At 57.0% G+C, this 18,023-nt stretch carries 18 protein-coding genes; all 18 read left to right on the forward strand.

Annotated features, from left to right (window positions below; all coding sequences use genetic code 11):
- Positions 1 to 120: 120 nt before the first annotated feature.
- A complete protein-coding gene (locus LD28_RS0103265; RefSeq protein ID WP_033135590.1) occupies positions 121 to 1,818 on the forward strand; it encodes a terminase large subunit in 1,698 nt (565 codons plus the stop codon).
- A 1-nt stretch (position 1,819) separates the two neighbouring features.
- Positions 1,820 to 3,946 carry a portal protein gene (locus LD28_RS0103270; RefSeq protein WP_033135591.1) on the forward strand — a complete coding sequence of 709 codons (2,127 nt, stop codon included), beginning with the start codon at positions 1,820 to 1,822 and terminating at the stop codon, positions 3,944 to 3,946.
- Positions 3,947 to 4,219: 273 nt separating this feature from the next.
- Entirely contained in the window at positions 4,220 to 5,131 is a 912-nt protein-coding gene (locus tag LD28_RS0103275) for a hypothetical protein (protein ID WP_033135592.1), read from the forward strand.
- Between the two features lie 70 nt (positions 5,132 to 5,201).
- Positions 5,202 to 6,419 carry a phage capsid family protein gene (locus tag LD28_RS0103280; RefSeq protein ID WP_033135593.1) on the forward strand — a complete coding sequence of 406 codons (1,218 nt, stop codon included), beginning with the start codon at positions 5,202 to 5,204 and terminating at the stop codon, positions 6,417 to 6,419.
- A 65-nt stretch (positions 6,420 to 6,484) separates the two neighbouring features.
- Positions 6,485 to 6,874 (forward strand): hypothetical protein, encoded by a 390-nt coding sequence (locus tag LD28_RS0103285; protein WP_033135594.1) that lies wholly within the window; start codon positions 6,485 to 6,487, stop codon positions 6,872 to 6,874.
- Between the two features lie 65 nt (positions 6,875 to 6,939).
- A complete protein-coding gene (locus LD28_RS0103290; protein WP_033135595.1) occupies positions 6,940 to 7,371 on the forward strand; it encodes a hypothetical protein in 432 nt (143 codons plus the stop codon).
- Complete coding sequence (locus LD28_RS0103295) at positions 7,371 to 8,015, forward strand: hypothetical protein (protein WP_033135596.1); 645 nt, start codon at positions 7,371 to 7,373, stop codon at positions 8,013 to 8,015. Before LD28_RS0103290 ends, LD28_RS0103295 begins: the two co-directional genes overlap by 1 nt.
- An 18-nt stretch (positions 8,016 to 8,033) precedes the next feature.
- Entirely contained in the window at positions 8,034 to 8,699 is a 666-nt protein-coding gene (locus LD28_RS0103300; protein WP_033135597.1) for a phage adaptor protein, read from the forward strand.
- The gene (locus tag LD28_RS0103305) at positions 8,696 to 11,128 is read left to right on the forward strand and encodes a tail fiber domain-containing protein (protein ID WP_033135598.1); all 2,433 of its coding nucleotides are present in this window, start codon (positions 8,696 to 8,698) and stop codon (positions 11,126 to 11,128) included. The genes LD28_RS0103300 and LD28_RS0103305 overlap by 4 nt, the downstream gene beginning before the upstream one ends.
- Positions 11,112 to 11,627 (forward strand): hypothetical protein, encoded by a 516-nt coding sequence (locus LD28_RS22830; RefSeq protein WP_156120092.1) that lies wholly within the window; start codon positions 11,112 to 11,114, stop codon positions 11,625 to 11,627. Before LD28_RS0103305 ends, LD28_RS22830 begins: the two co-directional genes overlap by 17 nt.
- A gap of 54 nt (positions 11,628 to 11,681) precedes the next feature.
- On the forward strand, positions 11,682 to 13,247 hold the full coding sequence (locus tag LD28_RS0103315; RefSeq protein ID WP_241462254.1) for a hypothetical protein: 1,566 nt from the start codon (positions 11,682 to 11,684) through the stop codon (positions 13,245 to 13,247).
- Positions 13,244 to 14,515 (forward strand): phage tail protein, encoded by a 1,272-nt coding sequence (locus tag LD28_RS0103320; protein WP_033135600.1) that lies wholly within the window; start codon positions 13,244 to 13,246, stop codon positions 14,513 to 14,515. The genes LD28_RS0103315 and LD28_RS0103320 overlap by 4 nt, the downstream gene beginning before the upstream one ends.
- 101 nt (positions 14,516 to 14,616) lie before the next feature.
- Positions 14,617 to 14,883 carry a hypothetical protein gene (locus tag LD28_RS0103325; RefSeq protein WP_241462255.1) on the forward strand — a complete coding sequence of 89 codons (267 nt, stop codon included), beginning with the start codon at positions 14,617 to 14,619 and terminating at the stop codon, positions 14,881 to 14,883.
- A 10-nt stretch (positions 14,884 to 14,893) separates the two neighbouring features.
- Positions 14,894 to 15,526, forward strand: coding sequence for a hypothetical protein (locus LD28_RS0103330; protein ID WP_033135602.1), 633 nt, complete (start codon positions 14,894 to 14,896; stop codon positions 15,524 to 15,526).
- A 10-nt stretch (positions 15,527 to 15,536) separates the two neighbouring features.
- A complete protein-coding gene (locus LD28_RS0103335; protein WP_033135603.1) occupies positions 15,537 to 15,917 on the forward strand; it encodes a hypothetical protein in 381 nt (126 codons plus the stop codon).
- Positions 15,917 to 16,156, forward strand: coding sequence for a bacteriocin (locus LD28_RS0103340; protein WP_033135604.1), 240 nt, complete (start codon positions 15,917 to 15,919; stop codon positions 16,154 to 16,156). The genes LD28_RS0103335 and LD28_RS0103340 overlap by 1 nt, the downstream gene beginning before the upstream one ends.
- 11 nt (positions 16,157 to 16,167) lie before the next feature.
- Entirely contained in the window at positions 16,168 to 17,568 is a 1,401-nt protein-coding gene (locus LD28_RS0103345) for a hypothetical protein (RefSeq protein ID WP_033135605.1), read from the forward strand.
- Positions 17,569 to 17,700: 132 nt separating this feature from the next.
- Positions 17,701 to 18,023: hypothetical protein (locus tag LD28_RS0103350; RefSeq protein WP_033135606.1), on the forward strand; the 323-nt coding region annotated here is incomplete at its 3' end.

Genomic DNA, 18,023 nt, shown 5'->3' on the forward strand with positions numbered 1-18,023 from the left:
GCCAGGAAACAGGTGCAAGCTATTGCAAACGCCTGGGCTGCAGAGCCTCAAGGGCGCGAGTAGCCACACATCAGCACACCAACCCGCTTCGGCGGGTTTTTTATTGCCTGAGACCCACCAATGATCGAACCCGACATCTCCGCTATGACTGAGCCGGAGCAGATTGCCTATATCCGCTCGAAACTCAGCGATAAGTGGTGGCGGATGAACAACCTCTACAAGGTGGAGAATGAGCAGGGTGAGCTGGTGCAATTCAGGCTGCGACCGGCGCAGGAGCTGCTGTTCAAGACCATGTGGTGGCTCAACATTGTGCTGAAGGCGCGTCAGATAGGCTTCTCCACTGCCATAGATATTTACCTGTTGGATGAGGCGCTGTTCAACAAGAACATCAAGTGCGGGATCATTGCCCAAGACCTGACCGCGGCAGGGGAGATCTACCGCACCAAGATTGAGGTCCCGTTCGATAACCTGCCTACGTGGCTCAAGGCCTGCTTTCCAATAGCCTCTCGCCGCGGTGGTGCCAACGGTGGTTACATCCTGTTTCGCCATGGCTCCAGTATCCAGGTCGCCACCTCTTTTCGCTCCGGAACAGTCCAGCGCCTGCATGTGTCAGAACACGGGAAGATCTGCGCCAAGTACCCCGAGAAAGCCAAGGAGGTGCGAACCGGTACCCTTAACGCCATTCACCCAGGCTGCGTGGCGTTCATCGAATCCACGGCAGAAGGGGTGGGCGGTGATTTCCACAGCATGAGCATGAAGTCCCTCGAGCTGGCGAGAACCACTTACGAGCTGACCCAGCAGGATTGGAAGTTTCACTTCTTTGGTTGGTGGCAGGATCCGAAGTATGTGGCTGTGGTCCCAAGGTCTGGTGTGACCGCCAGCAAAGCCCAGCAGGAATACTTCGCCGCAGTCGAGAAGGCAATGGGTTGCACGATCAGTGATGAGCAACGGCAATGGTATGTGCTCAAGGAGGCGACACAGGGGGCGGAGATGAAGCAGGAGTTCCCCAGCACACCACTGGAGGCGTTCCTGACTTCTGGCCGTAGGGTATTCGACCCGACAGTCACCATGGCCGCAGAGGGGGACTGCATAGCCCCGCTCATTGTCTATGACATCGACCCGGTTACCGGCAGACGGGAGAGGGCTCGCAAGCCGGAGATCCTGGATGAGCAGGGCCAACGTTCGCTCGAGAACATGCTGCTGGTCTGGGAGCTGCCCGACCCTGACGAGGATTACGCTATCGGCGCCGACGTGGCAGAAGGCCTCGAACATGGTGACCGGTCATCGTGTGATGTGGTAGCCAAGAGTGACGGCAGGCAGGTAGCCCACTGGTACGGGCACCTTGACCCTGGTCTCTTTGCTCAGCTGTTGGCTCATGTCGGCAAGTGGTATGGCACCGAAGAGTATGGTCCGGCTTACATTGGCCCCGAGCGCAATAACCATGGTCATGCGGTGCTGCTGGCCCTGCGGGATCACTATCCGGTAAGGCGTATCTACGCCCAGGAGTACATCGACCGGGATCGGGATGATGAGACCCCGCGCCTTGGTTGGCTCACCACACGACAATCCAAGCCGATCCTGGTGGATGGCCTCAAAGACCTGCTGCGTGCTGGCCAGTCCGGGATCTACTGGATAGGCACCATCAGTGAAGCAACCACCTACGTCTATGACAAACGGGGCAGCATGAATGCCCAGACTGGCTGTTACGACGATCAGCTCGTCAGTTACATGATTGCCCAAGAGATGCGGGCCAGAATGCCTGCTCGCATCGTCAAGTCCGGCACCGCACGTAAACCCAAGCACTGGATGGCCAACTGAGATGATCAAGAACCAACCCAAGGCCCCCTCACGGGGAGGCCTCGATACAGCACGTCTGCTCAACATGATGAGTGACATCAATGGCCAGCCTGATTGGCGTTCTATGGCTAATCGCGCCTGTGCCTACTATGACAATGACCAGCTGCCTGCCAGCGTGAAGAAGGTGCTGGAAGAGCGCGGGCAGCCACTTACTATCCATAACCTGATCGCCCCCACCATTGATGGAGTGCTGGGCATGGAGGCCAAGAGCAGAACCGATCTGATGGTCATTGCTGATGATCACGATGATGAGCTGGAGCAGATGGCGGAGGCGGTTAACGCCGAGTACGCCGACATGTGTCGGCTGGGAGGGTTGGATCGAGCCCGGGGTGAAGCTTACGCTGGGCAGATAAAGACCGGTCTCGGTTGGGTTGAGGTGCGCCGTCAGGATGACCCATTCGGTCCGCGCTACAAGTTCAGCAATGTTCATCGGGACGAAGTGTATTGGGACTGGCACAGTCGTGAGCCAGATCTGACTGATTGCCGGTGGCTGATGCGCCGCCGCTGGGTTGATTTGGATGAAGCAAAGACCCTGTTTCCGAGTAAGGCCGAGGCGTTGACGTGGGGCGTGAATGATTGGGATGGGATAGTCAGCCTGACATCAATTGAAGGAATGGCCCCCGATCTGGTCAGTGCCTTCGATGAGTGGAGCTCTTTTGACAGCAAACAGGTCGAGTGGTGTAGCCGAGAGCGTGATCGGGTGCTGCTGCAGGTGGTTTATTACCGCACCTTCAGCACACGCCAAGTGCTGATGCTCGACTCTGGCCGAGCACTGGAATATGACAAGACCAACCAACTTCATCTTGCCGCTGTTGCCACGGGCCGCGCCAGGTTGGAGCGTCGTCCGGTAGCCGTGATCCGCGAGTCCTGGTTCGTGGGTCCCCATCACCTGGTCGATCGCCCCTGCAGTGCGCCCCACAATATGTATCCGCTGGTGCCGTTCTGGGGATACCGCAAAGACAGCTCTGGTGAACCTTATGGCCTGATCGCCCGTGCCATTCCTGCTCAGGATGAGGTGAACCTACGCCGTATCAAGCTCACCTTCTTGCTGCAGGCTAAGCGCGTCATCATGGATAAGGATGCCACCAACATGACTCGGGAGCAGGTGTTGGAGCAGGTTGAGCGCCCGGATGGCTTGGTCGAGCTCAACCCTGATCGCATCAACAAGACCAGCGTGAGTGACGCCTTCAAGGTGGAGCAGGATTTCAACGTGGCGGCCCAGCAGTTCCAGGTGATGCAGGATTCGGTGAAGCTCATCCAGGACACCATGGGGGTTTATGCCGCCTTCTTGGGGCAGGGGACTACTGGCCAGTCAGGTGTTGCCATCAGCAACCTGGTCGAGCAGGGCGCCACGACACTTTCCGAGATCAATGACAACTACCGGATGGGCTGCCAACTGGTGGGGCAGCTGGCGCTGGCCTATCTGCTGGAGGATATGGCCAGCAAGCGCAACTACAAGGTGACCGTCAATCGCGATGATCCGCGCCGCCGCAAGGCGGTGGTGATCAACGTGGAGCAGGAGGACGGCAAGCTCACTAATGACGTGACCCGGTTGCGGGCCCATATTGCCTTGGCGCCTATCCAGCAGACCGCGGCTTACAAGCAGCAACTGGCAGAGCGTATGACCCAGGCTATGGCACAGTTGCCACCGGAAGCCGCTGCAGCGTGCTTTGATCTGCTGGTTGAGCTGATGGATGTGCCGCGTAAGGCTGAGTTCGTGGAGCGGATACGTAATGCCCTTCAGATCCCCAAAGATCCCGAGGAGATGGATGAGGAGGAGCGTGCCGCCGCAGAGCAGCAGGCCCAGCAGCAACAGATGGAGCAGGAGATGGCCATGCGTGAGATGCAGGCCAAGCTGGCCGAGCTGGAAGGCAAGGCGGCCAAGTGGCAGGCAGAAGCCCAACGGATAACCAAGCTGACCGACTCTATTCGGTTCGAGGATGCGCTTAAGCAGGCCCAGACAGGCAAGACCCTGCAGGAGATGGAGCTACTGGTTACTGAACAAGAGGGGATCCAGGCCGAGCAAGCAGCCCTACAGGCTCAGTTGCTTGCCACCATTGAGCAGCAGATTGATGCTATCACGCTCTGATTGTTGCTTTCTTGACCTGCCAGCGTTAGGATTTCCCCAACATGGCCCAGTCTCTCGAGATTGGGCCTTTTTCATATGTCATTTCTGCCAGTTGCTCACTACGATTTGAAACATCATTATCTCAAGTGAGACTTTTCAAACCGTGTCGTGCACGTTTTCAACCCGCCTTGCGCGGGTTTTTTTGTGCCTAGCTCCAGCCGGGAAGCGCTTTTGTTAAGAGTGTTTCCCCGCTTGGGCAGCGATACCACCCACTGAAAACCCACGAGGATGACCATGGATACGAACATCGACAACCTGACCGGGACTGAGAGCCTGGACGAACTGGAAGCCATGCTGGAGGAGATCGAACAAGAGGGCGATCCCGAGCTATCCGATGGCACTGTCACCGAGAAAACGGACGTAGAGACCGCGCCGTCGGCGGTCGAAGTGGCAGCCAGTATTGAGCAGGATGATGAAGTGGTTGCGGCACCTGAAAAGGTGATCCTGGCCAAGAGTGGTCAACACACCATCCCTTATGACGTGCTGGAGCTGGCGCGCAGTGAGAACAAGGCCCTGCGTGAGCAGTTGAACCATTCTCAGCAAGCTCAGGCTGAGCGGGACAAGCTGCAGGCGGTACTGGAGAAGCACGGGATTAACCCTGATGCTGAGCCAGACCAGCTTAGCCAGGATGAAGTGGACCAACTGGCCAAGGACTTTCCGGAGATTGGGAAGGCCATGGCCGCCATGGCACGCAAGATCCAGCTGCTGGAACAGCCAGCAGTGGTGCAACCTGCCGCTAATCCGGTGCAGGCCGCTCTGCAGACGGTACCTGACCTGATGAGCTGGCGGGACAAGGACCAGGATCGCTTCGACTTCGCCATCATCGTCGATGAAAAGCTTCAGGTAGACCCCGCGTGGCAGGGCAAGTCACTGGATGAGCGATTTGCAGAGGCGGCCCGTCGTACCAAACTGGCCTTTGGCGATATCGTGGAGACTGCTCCACCGCCCGTTAAGGCACCCAGCACGGAAACCGACAAGCCCGCTGATTTCATCCCATCCAGCCCGTCGGCGCTCGGCCAAACCCATCAAGCTCCCGAAACCGGTGTTGCCCGTTATGGCGCCATGTCGCAGACCGAGTTGGTCGGCGAAATGGGGGCCATGACGGACGCCCAGCTCGAGGCACTACTGGAGCAAGCCGGGTATTAACCCACCACACGATTAACACGCAAACCCCGACCACTGTGTCGGGGTTTTTGTTTTTAGGTAGGAGAGGATCATGACCCAAGTCACCTCGGCGCAAGCCAACAAGATTATGCAGGCGGCCTTGTTTACGGCTGCCAACCGAGCGCACTCCCTGGTTAACCTGTTGACTGAAGAGGCGCCAAAAGGTGCCAAGGTCAACGGTGGCAAGCAGACCAGCGCGGGTGCCCCGGTAGTTCGTATCACTGACCTGAGCAAAAATGCCGGTGATGAAGTGGATATGCAGCTGTTCCATCAGCTCTCTGGTCGCCCAACCATGGGAGACAAGAAGATTGCTGGTCGTCTCGAGAGCCTGGCGTTTGCAGACTTCTCGCTCAAGATCAACCAGACCCGTCATGGTGTGGACGCGGGTGGCAAGATGAGCCAGAAGCGTACCAAGCATGACCTGATCAAGACCGCTCGCGTGTTGTTGGCTGATGGTTATTACGGCCGTCTGACAGACCAGCGCGGTTTCGTTCAGCTGGCCGGTGCCCGTGGCGATTATGCTGCGGACGACATCATCCTACCGCTGGCAGATGATGAAGAGTTTGCAGACATCATGATCAACCCGATCACCGCACCGACCTACCAGCGTCACTTTTTTGGCGGGGATGCGACCTCTTTCGAAACCATCGATGCGGCCGACCGTTTCAATCTCGGCTGTGTGGACAACATGGCGCTGTTTCTGTCTGAGATGGCCAACCCCATCCAGCCTATTCGGATGGTGTCTGACCCGTCAGGTGGCGAACCCCTCTACGTGCTCTACGTTACATCGCGCCAATGGCACGACTTTTACACCAGCTCCTCGGGCAAGGACTGGAACGCCATGTTGGCCGCGGTCACGGTGCGCAGTAAAGGCTGGAATCACCCGATCTTTCTAGGGGAAGGGGCGATGTGGCGCGGCATTCTGGTCAAGCCTTATAAGGGGATGCCTGTTCGCTTTAACCAGGGAAGTCTCGTGAAAGTCTGTGCGGCCGATTCTGCTACAGGGGTAGAAGTGGACAAGGTAGCCGGTACCACCATTGACCGTGCAATCTTGCTGGGCGGCCAAGCGCTTGCCAATGCGTTTGGTTCGGGAGAGCAGGGCAGCTCCTTTGGCATGTTTGAAGAGAAAACCGACCACGACAACGCCACTGAGTTGTCTGTGCGTTGGATGGGGGGCCTGCAGAAGATCCGCTTCAAGCAGAAGAACGGCAACATCCAGGATCATGGCTGCATGGCACTGGATACCGCGGTGAGCCCGATAGTTCGCTGATAACCCACAGACACAGAGGGTCATCAGGCCCTCAGTCATTAGCTGATCAGACAAGGAGCCATATCATGGCCAAGATTAACCTGATTGCCACTTGCCGCCGCTGGTTTGTCGGCGCGTTCGGCAACCTCTCTATTTCTCCGACTTTCATTGCCAAGCTGGTAGCCGTTCCATCAGGCGATGTGATTGCGTTCGGTGACAAGGTCGAGCCCAACCTCAAGGTGGTGGGAGTGTCACTTATCACCGGCGCGCTGGGCGCCAGTACCACGCTGACAGTGAAGATTGGTACCACCACCATTGTGAGTGCTGAGGGCACGGTAACCGCCGTAGCCAAGTACATTCCGGTGGATGACCTGATGACTGAGGGTGGGCAGGAGATCACCCTCACCGTTGGCGGTGGCGCCGCAACGGGTACTGCCAAGCTCAAGTTGCACTATGAGGTAATTGGCAATCTGTAACTCGCCCATCGCTGCGCGCCCGGCCCTGTGCCGGGTTTTTTCATTTCTGGATTGGAGATATTGCCGTGAGCGACAAAATTGCCGTGGTTTATATCGGTGACAAGCCGAGCAAGAAAGACACCGTTACTGGTTCCCGCATGGTGTTCCCGCGCCATACCGCGGTAGATGTGGAGAGCCATATTGCCATGCAACTGCTGGAGTTTCCCACCGTCTGGATTTGTGCCGAGGCTCTGCCTGGCGAGATCCTGCGTCAAGAGACCATCGCCAAGCTGGCTGCCGAGGAGGCAGAACGACTGGCGCAGGAGGCTGCCCGTCTGGCCGAAGAGCAAAGCATGATCGTTGGTGACCGTGACCTGGCCAAGCTGACCTCCGCCCAACTTGCAACCTTGGTGGAAGGTGAGGAGCTGAACATTGAAGCGCAAGAGCCACGTGAGAAGGTGGATGAGTTTCGCCTGCGGGTACGTGATGCCCTTAAAGCCAAGCAGGCCGCTGAGTAATGGTGCCGGTACAAGATAGCCGGTTGGCGAGTACAGCTACCTTGATCCCGCTGGTTCGCCAGCGGGTCCTCCATTTACCTCACACGGAAGGTGCTGACGCATTAGCACATAGCTACCTTATCGAGGCGGCCATCGTGTTTTGTCATGAAAGCGCGCTGGTTCATCTAGAGCGCCAGTTTGATGAAGTGCTAGAGGGGCAGACCGTTAGCTTCGCGATGGCCAGCAGTATCAATCGTCAGGCAAGGCAGGATGTGCGCGTGCCACAGGTGACTGGGTCGGTGCTTCATCGCATCACTGCGGGCGACATCATGCTCACACCTAGCCTGCACTATCACGCTCAGTCTGCCGAATCCATTCGCTTCCTTGTACCACTGAGCAACGTTTGCATCGTCGGTGCCATTGAACCTCTGCCGACCGCAACACTGATCCCATCAGCTCTCGTTGAGGACTTCGCACATGAGCTGGCTTGTGGGGCTGCGTATCTCTTGCAGCAATTGCACGCCAAGCCTTGGACAAACCCTGAACTGGCTCAGATAAATCGCCGCAAGTTTTATGACGGGATCCGCGCTGCGTACCGGTTCCGCATTGAGCAAACCGAGAGCGCAAGGGTTCAAAACCCAGTGCGAACACGCAACTTCTTCTGATGTGAGGTGAGGTGAGTCATGCTGGTCAGTGAAATGTTGAATAGAGCATCAATTGAGTTAACGGATACACAGCGGATCGGCTGGGGTCTGGAGGACTTGATCTCCTACTACAACAGCGCGATATCCGCTATCGCCAGCGCCAGACCGGACATCTTCATCAAGACCCAATCTTTTGCCTGTGCCGCTGGTACTCGGCAAACCGCCCCCGCAGGGACCATCAAGCTGATAGACATTGAGCGCAATACGCTGACTGGCAAGTCGATCCGGTATGTGTCACGTGCTGACCTGGAGAGCTTAATCCCGAGCTGGGCTAGCAGTACCGGTGGGGAAGAGGCGGAGCTTTATATCCACGAACCCACCAATATCACCGCCTTCTGGCTGTATCCCGGGGTGAAGGCGGGAGTGAGTGTCGATCTTGTGCTCAGTATTCTCCCAACACCGGCAACGAGATCGACGGTCGAGTCGGGCGCTCAGGTCGAGGTTGATGACCGATATATCACCCCCTGTCTGGATTGGATCATGTACCGGGCGTTTATGCGTGACTCGGAGGTGACGGCAAATGCGTCTAGAGGGCAACTTCACCTGCAGTCCTTCACGCAGGCGTTATCGGTCAGCACCGAAACAGATGCCACCATGATAGCGATGCGGGACAGCCAGGCCAGCACCAACGGACGGCGCCAATGATCCAGATCCACGGAGTGATGACCGATCCCGCAGGCAAGTTGGTACCTGGGGCGATCATCGAGTTGCGGTCCATCACCACGACCAGTGAAGTGCTGATGGGCTCGGTACTGACCTTCAAATGTGATGCTGCTGGTCGGTATCGATTCCCGCTGGCAGTGGGCAGCTACGATGTGTATGCCCAGAATGACCAATGTGGTGACATGGATTACTTGGGAACCGGGGTTGTGGTGTCTCAAGGCGTAGATGGTCCACTGAACAGTATCCTGGTCGATAGCGGTATCAGCTTGACGCCACCTCTGCTCGAGCGAGCGGTCGATGCGATGCAAAGAGCTGAGTCTGCGGCTGAGGCAACCGGTCGGGATCGGACCCAGACTGGCAATGACGTAAGTGCCGCGCAACGGGCTAGCCAGTTAGCAGCTGAGCAGGCTAGTGCAGCTTTGGCATCCGCCAATACGGCGAGCAGTAAAGCGGGTGAGGCGGCGACCAGTGCGACAGCGGCTACAGCCTCAGCCACGCGGGCACTGCAGTGGGCAGAAAATCCGCTTGATGTGGCTGTGGTGACCGACAAATACTCCGCGCTGCACCATGCAGCCAAGGCCAGCGATTCAGCCACTGCAGCAACCACCAGTGCTTCGGCCTCAGAGACCAGTGCAGCAGCGGCTGCAGCCCAGGCTACCAACGCCAGCGAAAGTGCGGCGACCGCCACCACCAAGGCAAATGACGCGGCAGCCAGTGCTGGCGCTGCGACTATCCAAGCAAATACGGCTCTTGGCGCTAAGATTGCCGCTGCAGCTTCCGAAGCCCATGCCCTGACTTACGCCAGCAATGCAGACTCTGCGGCTCAAGCCTCTGAACGCGCAAAGGTTGTTACGGTTGAGCATGCAGGAAGGGTCACTACATTGGCCCAACAGGTATCTGCTGATCGTGCTGTGGTAGAAACAAAGTCGACGGAGGTGGCTACCCATGCGGCCACCGTCGCAGTGCAAAGTAGAGAGGTCAGCACCAACGCGGAGTCTGTTGGGCAGAGCAAAGTAGCCGTTCAAGGCATGCGTGATGAGGTGGTGGCGAAAACGGCGCAAGCTCTTGCGGCAGCAGACACGGCCAGTGATAAAGCGAGTCAGGCGGCTCAGGATCAAGCTGCAGCAGCTACCAGTGCGCAGCAGGCGAGTATGGCGAAGAACCTGGCTGAAGCGTGGGCTCAGAACCCAGAGGGAAGCGACATTAATGGGCGGCCCGGAGAGTTTTCGGCGCTGCATTGGGCATTGCAGGCACAAAAGTGGGCGCAGGCCATCACATCACAGCTTGTTTGGGCCGGTCCTTGGAACGCATCAGCAGGTGCGCCGATAGCGCCAGCGCCCAATCAAGGGATCCCGTTTTATCGGATCTCACATTCCGGGGTCATCGCCAGCGAGTCCTATGTAGGAGGGGATTACCTGCACTGGGATCCCGCAAGCCGTTCCTGGTTCAAAATTGACGGCACCGATGCGGTGATCTCCATTAATGGTATGACCGGTGCGGTTGTGTTGAGTGCGGCGGATGTCGGGGCTCGGCCCGCAAGCTGGGTACCCGGCTGGGCTGATGTCACCGGTAAGCCGGTGACCATGCCGCCATCTGAGCACAGTCATCCATGGTCTCAACTTTCTAACATTCCTGTCTACGCTACACGTTGGCCCACGATTGAAGAGATCGGGGCGGCCTCGGTCAGTCACACCCATGCATGGTCGCAGCTGACGGGGCTCCCCGATTATGCTTCCCGCTGGCCTGCTTGGGATGAGGTGACTGGTAAGCCAGAGTTCGCTGCAGTAAGCCACCGACATACCTGGGGACAAATTGATCAAGTTCCGGTGACGGCCTCACGTTGGCCAAGCTATACCGAGGTCACAGATAAACCAGATTTTGCTCCAGCCAGCCATACCCATCCCTATATGGGGGACGGTGGCAGTTATGGCACGCTTTACCTCAACAACTGGTTTCGATCTACCGGCAACACAGGCTGGATCAACGAGACCTATGGTGGTGGCATGTACATGGAGGATGCGACCTGGGTACGGACCTTCGGTGGCAAGAAGCTCTATGTGGCCAATACCGATGCCGATGCGATCAATACTTCTGGTGGGGTTTACGCAACAGGAAATGGCAATTTTAACGATGTGTATATCCGCTCTGACCGTCGCCTCAAATCGAACCTGACCCCTATTACTGACGCGCTGACCAAGGTGAAGCAGCTCACCGGCCATCTGTATGACAAAACAGGCCAGCGCGAAGCGGGGCTGATCGCACAGGACTTGGCCGTGGTGCAACCAGAATCCGTGTTCTTGAACCTGGACGGCACGCTATCTATCGCACATGCCGGGGTGTTGGCCTTGTTGGTGGAAGCCGTGAAGGCCCTTGATGAGAAGCTGGAGTCAAGAAATGACAATTCCTGCTAAACCCTTTTTGTTATCTGCTGCTTATAGCGAGTTTGGTGGTAACCGCTGGATGAGTGATACCGCTAATCGAGCTGGGTTGCCAGCCCCTTGTTTACTTGGTGATCTGGCAGGTCGCAGTGCTTCAACACATCGGCTCACAATTGGTTCATTCGTTAACGGTGATGTACTGCTATGTGGTTTTGCCGCAACTCAAGGCAGCATAGGCCCACTTAACCCTATGGGAAGCATCAATCCCACCTCATTTGATGGAAAAGCACTGGTCGTACTTTCTACGAGTAGTCGGATGTCAGATATCATCTTTATTGAGTGTCAGGGGCAGTTTGCTGCGGGACGTCGAGTTCGGGTCGTTGTGCCTGGCTTAGGTAGCGCAGAGGCTGCAACCGTAAATTATGGGAATAACTATTGCTCGGTTCGATTACCAATCCTTGCTGGTATCCATAACTGGCTTGCTGCACGCATCGGTCAAACAGTGCCGATAGATCTTGTGGTTACCACGTGAGGGTTCCACATGTCACCCATTGATATCGTAACCATGCGTGGGATGGTGCCGAGAGTGGCTGATCATCTATTGCCTGATGAAGCGGCCACTCTGGCGCAGGATTGCCACTTTGATCGCGGGGTGCTGGCACCGTTGATGGCGGACAAGCCTGTTGGCCTGACACTGCCCCTGGTGCCCAAAACCTTGTTTCACTATTACGGTGTCCACTGGTTTACCTGGAACAAGCTAGTCGAGGTGATGCGTTCGCCCATCGCACAAGACCAGTACAACCGGATCTATTACACCGATGGTGAGTCCCCCAAGCTGACCTATGACACGATCGCAACCAGTGGCATTCACAAGCCAACGGCCTGGTACCGCCTTGGTGTTCCTGCCCCAGCGACACCTCCGAATATGCAGTCTGTTACCCCACCGACTGGCGGCACAGATGATGATCCAACCGATGATGAAACTCGCTTCTATGTTGAGACCTATGTCACCGGCTTGGGGGAGGAGGGGGCCCCCGGGCCTGCCAGTGGGAAAGTCACTATCACCATCCCAAACTCCACCGTGCTGGTGGGGTTGTCTCCAGTCCCAACTAACAACAGCAACATCACCCGGCGTCGCCTCTATCGGTCGGTGTCAGGTGGTGGGATGGCAGATTACTTGCTGGTGGCCGAGCTCCCCATTGCGACCGTGACGCACAGCGATAGCCAGAAGGATGGCGAGCTGGGACCCGTGCTTGAGACCTATGGTTACACCATGCCGCCGGATGCCATGCGGGGCATTTGTCAGATGGCTAACGGCATCTGTGCAGGATTCATCGGTAATGCCGTGCTGTTCTCCGAGCCCTTTCTACCTTACGCCTGGCCGGAGAAGTACAAGCTAACCACCGAGCATGACATCGTGGCGATCGCGGCTATCGATACGGCGCTGGTAGTGGGGACCAAGGGTTATCCCTATCTGTTTCAAGGTGCGTCCCCCTCAGCCATCACCGGACAGAAGCTCTCCTCGGTCCAGCAAGCCTGTGTCAGTGCGAGATCTATGGTGGCGCTGGATGGCATGGTGCTCTATGCGGCGCCAGATGGCCTGATTGGAGTCGGGGCCGATGGTGGAACCTTGATCACCGAGGGCATCATCACCCGTGAGCAGTGGCAGTTGATGAAACCTGAGACTCTGTGCGCTTGGTACAGCGAAGGCAAGTATGTTGCTCTGACCGATAGCCATGGGTTTGTCTTTGATCCGAAATCGGGAGATCTGCGCTGGTTATCGGGTCGTTGGGATACTGCGGTGCCTGACATGCAGCTCGATGCGCTTATGTTGGCCAAGGGTCTTGAGCTTTATCAGTGGCGGGCTGGGGATACTGCCTTGCCGATGATCTGGCGCTCTAAAGAGTTTGAGTTGCCACTCGGCGTCAGGTTGGGTTGTGCCCGGGTGACCGGCGAGCTGATCAGCCAATGCCGCTTTACGCTGCTCATAGACGGGGTGCGAGTATTTGCCCTCACCGAGGGCCAGGTACCTGCTGGCGTCTTCAGGTTGCCTCCTTTGCGGGGGCGTCGGTGGCAGGTTGAGGTGGCCGGCACTGCGGTGATCGAGCGCATTACTCTGGGCACCAGCATTGCTGAGGTAGCAGCGCAATGAGCAAGAGTTCCTTTCGTGCCAGCGGTACCCCGCAGGGGCTGACCGAGAACATGCAGATCCTGACCGGCCAGAAGGGCGACCGGCTGGACAAGGCGCTGACCCTACGAGAGGCAGCGTCCCTTGGCATGGTGAACTTGCGCCGCAATAGCAGCGGGGCGGTGGTGCCGGAGTTGCCACCGGATAAGCCAACAGACCCTGAATGGTCAGGAGTACAGCCTCCTGTTGCCCCAACGAATGTCACTGTAGATGGCGCTTTTCATACCATTGTCCTGACGTGGGATATTCCTGGTTACAAGGGGCATTCGTATGCAGAGATATTGCGGGCACTGGTGGACAATCCGGCCAGTGCCGTGGCGATCGGCACCACACTGTCGAATGTCTACTCAGACGCCGTAGGGAAGGGATATACCGCCTATTACTGGGTGCGTTTCATCAACAAAAATGGGCTGACAGGGCCACTTCATAGCACTGCAGGCTTGAGGGCCAAGACCAGCCCTGACGTGGATGAGATCATCGCATCAGCTACACACTTCGCAATCTATAACCCAGCAAACCCGAGTGTGAAAGAGATCATATTCGGGGTTACTGATGATGGCCGGGTTGCCATCAAAGAGGCGGTCATCAAGGCTGCCACCATCCAGATCCTTCACTCAGAGAAGATCACCGCGGACTACATCAAGGCCGGTGTCAGTATCAGTGCCCCCTTGATCACTGGTGGCCAGCTCGATATGGGCAATTCCTTCATGGCCGGGGGAGCAGCTGGTTTTGGCAAGGGCGGCCCCTATGCCGGTTGGAGCTGGGGTTGGTACACCATGATTTATGCCGATGGCAGTCTGTTCACCAATCGTCTGCGGGCAGAGGGAGGATATGTCAAAAACATCACCCTGGGAAACTGCACGATTGAGCAGGACTGTGTGGTGAAGGGGACAATTTATGCAGAGAAGATTGTTGGCGATATTGTTAGGACATATTCCTTGAATCTTGCCTCTCCTGTATCGCTTCCGGCTCAGCCATTCGTAAGAAAGTGCACTTTTATGCTTACCGTTTCTAGTGGGACATCCACAACGACAGCCACTGTTTATCTAAATGGGGTGGCAATTGGATCACTGACGGCAAGCGATTACGGGATGGGGCAAGGTTCGACGATGAATCACAATTTCGAGAGCTTGCTAGCGGCTAACCAGGTCCACACCATTAGCTATGATCGTGATAATAAAGGGTATCCGTATGCATCTAGTTCATGCCTGGCGGTTGTATGTCTAGCTTGATGGCAATGCAGAATCGATACCTATCGCGAATTGCCATCGACACTGGCAATCCAAGGTTGTTAGCTGAGCTTAAAGACGCCATCCGAAACCGGGTGGCGTTTTTGTTTGTGCGTGGAGATGACGGTTTCGTCTTGAAGCCGGTCAGCGAACGGGGCACTACCGGGGTGCTGGTGTGGGTCGGCTGGGGGCACGGCGGAGTACCGGAGAGGCATCTGCCCGAGGTGAGGCGGTTAGCCCGCATGGTCGGGGCCCGCTGGTTGCGCTTTCACTCTGCGCGTAGGGGGTGGCTCAGGGTAGCGCCAAGAATGGGGTGGGTGCGTCAGCCGGACGATGCTGATGGCCTGTACGTATTTCAGATCAACCTGTGAGAGGTGGGTGATGGGGAAGGGTGGCTCGAACGAAATCAAGGAAACCGAGGCCCAGAAAGCTGCCGCGGGTGTGGCCATGGAGCAGTGGGATCTCTACAAAAACGACCTGCAGCAGTATGAGGACCTTTTCATGGACAAGGTGGATAACCTCAACAGCGAGCAGCAATACGACAAGCTGGCTGGGACTGCAGCCCTTGGTACGGCACAGGCCTTTGGCGAAGCGCGCGCCGGGCTGGCTGACTCCATGGCCGCAGGTGGAGTAGACCCAACCAGTGGCAAGTACCAGGGGGCAATGGGCGATTTGGAAACAGATCAGGCCTTGAGCCAGACCGATACCACCAATCGGGCCCAGTCCAGCCAGCAAGATAAGTATGTGGCAGGGCTCAAGGATGTGGTGAGCATTGGTGCTGGCCAGAAGGCCGAATCCCTTGCCGGAATGGGGGATGTGGCCAATACCAGCTTGCGCAAGGCGGTGAGCGATGCCCAGACCTCGTTCCAGGATAAGCAGGCCACGGCAGGATTGGTAGGCACATTAGCCGGCGGTGCTACCGCTTATGGGCTTGGGCAGCTGAAAGCTCCTGCGGTGGTAGGCAGCAAGAAGATCAGCCCGACCGCATCCGTGTTGCAAAACAAGGGCTACTAAGGAGTCAGCAATGGGATACGCCGCAGACACATACGCCAAGATTACCCGGGAGCAATATCAGGATTGGAAGACTCGCTTCTACCCCAAGCAGAAAGAGCTGATGGACCTGGCCACCAATGGCAAGTTACTCCAGGACCAGCTTGGCAGGGTGGATGGGAACAATGCGAACGCCCTGCGTTCTGCTCAGCAGGCCACAGCTAATCGGAATGCCCGCATGGGGGTTACAGCGCCCACTCTTGCCAACGATAACAGTCAAGGGCTGCGATCAGCCTTGATGACGGCCGGAACAGAGAATGGTCTGCGTGAGCAGGAGCAGGCACGCCAGATGGGGATCCTGACTGGTGCCGATGCCGGTCTGCGTGAATCAATTAAAGCTGGCGGGAGAGTGTGATGGGATACGGAATTTTGGATCTCGGTGCCCAGACGCGCCAGCAGGGGATGACAGGCCTGCGTGATGCAGCCAATAGAGAGTCAGAACTTGAGGCGGCCAACAAGGGCCTCAAGACTGCTCGGAAGGCGCAAACCATGAGCTCTGTTGGTGCTGGCGCGGCTGTCGGCACCATGGTCATGCCGGGGATTGGAACGGCGATCGGGGCCGGTATCGGTTTTCTGGCAGACAGTCTGTTTTAAGGGGGTAAGGGATGGGCGTTTCAGGATTGGCAGAGGGGTTCCTGGCTGGGTTCAATACAATGGACCGTTATCAGCGTGGTCAGAAAGATGACGATCGCATGGATAAGTCCATGAGCTTGCGCGATGCCATGTGGCAGAACGAGCAGGATCGGCAGAAAGTTGCAGACGAGCGTTATCAGGAGGGCGTGGATTACTCAAAGACACGAGATGGTGTGGCGGATGCTCGCTATGAAAAGGAGTTTTCGCTCAAAGCATCGCAACTGAAAGCGGATGAAGCCCGTGCAAATGCCTATGAACGCCGCGCTTCTGCCAGCGAAGCTCGTCAGCAGCAGGAATATCAGTGGCAGCGTGAACAACGGGAGAAGCAACTGTTCCAACAGGAGAACCTGCCCATCATCCAGTCAGGTTGGCAAGCGGTTGCCGATGGGAAAGACCCTGGAGAGCAGTTCTGGGGTGTGGTCCGTGACAAGCGCGCAGGCTCCTACAACCCTGAGCGCTATCTACAGCAGGACTATGCCGAGGCCGGCAAGACCTTTGTCACCTATGCGGGCAACCTGATGCGCCAGGCACAAGAGGGCAAGCTGGATCCCTCAACGCCGGAAGGCCACTCGATGGTTAACGATCCAACGTTTATCAAGGCAGCTGGCACTCTCTATCAGGATGAGGTCAATAAAGGGGTGGGGGATATTGATCCAGATAGCGGCAAGACCATCACCGCTAAACAGCTCAACAATATCATGGTGACTCCGGATGGGCGCGGGGTGGTACTGGGGGTGGAAGTCACCTATGACGATGGCAGCAAGGATGTACGACCGGTCACCAATAATCGGAGCTCGTCCCCTGACGATCCCCCTAAGGTGATCCCCATCAACGACTTCTTAAAGCCGGCCTATCAGCGAGCGGCCCTCGCCAAACATATGATTGGCAATGCAGACCAGTTGCGGGCCTCGCTCGGCCTGGCAGCAGGCCCAGACCAAGCCGGTTACAAGAAGGCTGTGACTGACCTTGAGAAGCAGCACGGACAGAACCGAGCTCGTATATCTTCCAGCAATACAGAGGATAAAGACCTGCAACTGGACGCGCTGGACGCCCAGCTTGAGCAGAGTAAGGCTGCATTGGCCGACACTTACGGCATGACTAGCAAGCGTGAAAATTTGACCGCCAGCGCGCCTATCAAGGAGTGGACTGATGGTGATCCTGACCGACTTCAGTTCGTCAAAGAGGCGAACCAGCATGGCAAGCTGAATGACCTGATGGAGAACCCTACCAGAATGAATACCGCTTTTGAGCTGTGGCGCCAGCAGGCAGCCAAACAGAAGAAGGCAGAGCAGGCGACGGTCACTGCCACCCGACTGCGTGACATAAAGTTGGACGCCTATAAGGCGATGAGTCAGGCCCAAGGGCGCCAGTAGTTGCCTTTACCCCCTCCCAGCGTTAGCATCTCCCCATAGTCGGCCAGTCTGTTTATTGGCCAGCATTCCCCCATTCAAGCCCTGAACGGTTCGCCGTTCGGGGCTTTTCTTTTGCCAAAAATCGAGGATGCCATGGATAAACCTGGACTGCGTGATGCCCTGCCACAACCGCAATCATCCGATACCCGTAATGATCCGTTCTGGCGCAATCTGGACAGCAGCCTGTCTGCCGCTTCTGTTGCCCAGCTGCGCCCCGTCGCCGCCTCGGCTCGCAATCTTGATGTGGGGCTTGGGGATGTAGCCCGAGGAATTGGCGCTGGCGCACTGGACCTTGTCGGCGGGATTGGTGAGCTTGCTGGTCAGGCGAGCCAGTTTGGCAAGAAGCTGGGTGGCAAGAATGCCGAGGAAGTGGCCAGTGATGGTGGTGACTACCTGGAACAGTCACGTGCCAACAT

Source organism: Aeromonas finlandensis (genome assembly GCF_000764645.1).
Taxonomy (GTDB): Bacteria; Pseudomonadota; Gammaproteobacteria; order Enterobacterales; family Aeromonadaceae; genus Aeromonas; species Aeromonas finlandensis.

Coding starts and splice junctions, on each gene's coding strand:
- LD28_RS0103265 (WP_033135590.1), top strand. CDS start 121: ATGATCGAACCCGACATCTCCGCTATGACTGAGCCGGAGCAGATTGCC.
- LD28_RS0103335 (WP_033135603.1), top strand. CDS start 15,537: ATGGGATACGCCGCAGACACATACGCCAAGATTACCCGGGAGCAATAT.
- LD28_RS0103330 (WP_033135602.1), top strand. CDS start 14,894: ATGGGGAAGGGTGGCTCGAACGAAATCAAGGAAACCGAGGCCCAGAAA.
- LD28_RS0103320 (WP_033135600.1), top strand. CDS start 13,244: ATGAGCAAGAGTTCCTTTCGTGCCAGCGGTACCCCGCAGGGGCTGACC.
- LD28_RS22830 (WP_156120092.1), top strand. CDS start 11,112: ATGACAATTCCTGCTAAACCCTTTTTGTTATCTGCTGCTTATAGCGAG.
- LD28_RS0103300 (WP_033135597.1), top strand. CDS start 8,034: ATGCTGGTCAGTGAAATGTTGAATAGAGCATCAATTGAGTTAACGGAT.
- LD28_RS0103295 (WP_033135596.1), top strand. CDS start 7,371: ATGGTGCCGGTACAAGATAGCCGGTTGGCGAGTACAGCTACCTTGATC.
- LD28_RS0103285 (WP_033135594.1), top strand. CDS start 6,485: ATGGCCAAGATTAACCTGATTGCCACTTGCCGCCGCTGGTTTGTCGGC.
- LD28_RS0103305 (WP_033135598.1), top strand. CDS start 8,696: ATGATCCAGATCCACGGAGTGATGACCGATCCCGCAGGCAAGTTGGTA.
- LD28_RS0103345 (WP_033135605.1), top strand. CDS start 16,168: ATGGGCGTTTCAGGATTGGCAGAGGGGTTCCTGGCTGGGTTCAATACA.
- LD28_RS0103270 (WP_033135591.1), top strand. CDS start 1,820: ATGATCAAGAACCAACCCAAGGCCCCCTCACGGGGAGGCCTCGATACA.
- LD28_RS0103340 (WP_033135604.1), top strand. CDS start 15,917: ATGGGATACGGAATTTTGGATCTCGGTGCCCAGACGCGCCAGCAGGGG.
- LD28_RS0103275 (WP_033135592.1), top strand. CDS start 4,220: ATGGATACGAACATCGACAACCTGACCGGGACTGAGAGCCTGGACGAA.
- LD28_RS0103280 (WP_033135593.1), top strand. CDS start 5,202: ATGACCCAAGTCACCTCGGCGCAAGCCAACAAGATTATGCAGGCGGCC.